1 protein-coding gene is annotated in these 1,258 nt (G+C 52.1%); it reads right to left on the bottom strand.

The window, feature by feature from the left end:
* Nucleotides 1-49: 49 nt before the first annotated feature.
* Nucleotides 50-1,191, bottom strand: a protein-coding gene (locus tag CKW17_RS29440) for an IS3 family transposase (protein ID WP_371850972.1) whose coding sequence is annotated in 2 segments (ribosomal slippage) — nucleotides 50-930 and nucleotides 930-1,191 — 1,143 coding nt in all. Because the reading frame shifts where the segments join, the coding sequence is not laid out codon by codon here.
* Nucleotides 1,192-1,258: the final 67 nt, after the last annotated feature.

The following is a 1,258-nucleotide window of genomic DNA, read 5'->3' as shown; positions in this document are numbered from 1 at the left end:
TGATCTGGTCAAACGATACTGGACACGGTTATAGGGTTTAGGTCATTTCTCATGCTGCCAAGGCTTCCATTGCTACCGGAGTCCGATATCCGTTGTGACTGTGCAGCCTGATCCGATTGTAATAATGGGTCAGGTAGCGCAACACATCGGTACTGGCCTCATCTTCGTTTCGGTAGCCAGCCTTGGGTATCCATTCAGATTTCAAACTGCCAAAGAAGCGCTCCATCGGGGCGTTGTCCCAGCAGTTTCCTCGTCGACTCATGCTTTGTTTTATGCGCATGTCCGCCAGCGTTTCACGAAACACTTTACTGCTGTAATGACAGCCCTGATCCGAATGGAACATTAGGTTTTCAGGGCGTCCTCGCGACTCGAAAGCCATCTTTAACGCTCGACAGGTCAGAGCTGAATCCGGACTTCTGGACATCGCCCAGCCGACAATGCGTCGGGCATGCAGGTCTAGTACCGCAGCCAGATAAACCCAGTAAGTACCGGCCCAAATGTAAGTCACGTCGCCACACCACACTTGATTGGGCGCCTCAACGTTGAATTTACGTTCCAAATGATTGGGGGCGTATTGAGCCTCCGCGCCGCTAGGTTTGTAACGATGCCTGCGCCGTTGCTGGCTCTTCAAACCGAGCTCTCGCATCAGGCTACGAGCCATGTAACGACCTACTGACTCATTTTCGTTACACAACGCCTTTGACAGGCTGCGCGCGCCCATTGAGCTGCGACTTTGCTCATGTAATTCAGCAGCCTTGATCTTGAGGCGATCGCGCTCGACATCCACTTTTGTTCGCTGTTTCAGACGCTCGTAATAACTGCTGCGGTTGATACCAAATACGCCACACAACTCGGATCTTGGATATTGCTCGCTTAACTCCTCGACCAGCCTTACCGATCGAGGGAATCCGACATCAAGAGAGCCGTAGCCTTTTTTAAAATTTCCTTCTCGCGCTCAATCCGTCGGATTTTTGCTTCCAGTTCCTGGATGCGTTGTTGGTCAACGGTCATGGCCTTGGACTTCTCAGGCGTCTTGCCGCTGCGCTCCGCACGCAGTTGCTCAACCCAGCGGCGCAGAGCTGTTGGGCCCACGCCCATTGCTTCACAGGCTTCACTCACCGAATAGTCTTTATCCAAAACCAGGCAAGCCGCATCCCGTTTGAAATCTGTCGAAAAATATCGTCTGGTCAAATCACACCTCGTCGTTGGGCGTAGATTAACGCCCTTTAGGGGTGTCCAGAATCATTAAGCCAGATCA

The sequence above is a fragment of the Pseudomonas sp. Irchel s3f10 genome, from assembly GCF_900187515.1.
Taxonomy (GTDB): domain Bacteria; phylum Pseudomonadota; class Gammaproteobacteria; order Pseudomonadales; family Pseudomonadaceae; genus Aquipseudomonas; species Aquipseudomonas tensinigenes.
This window is presented reverse-complemented; position numbering and strand designations above follow the sequence as displayed.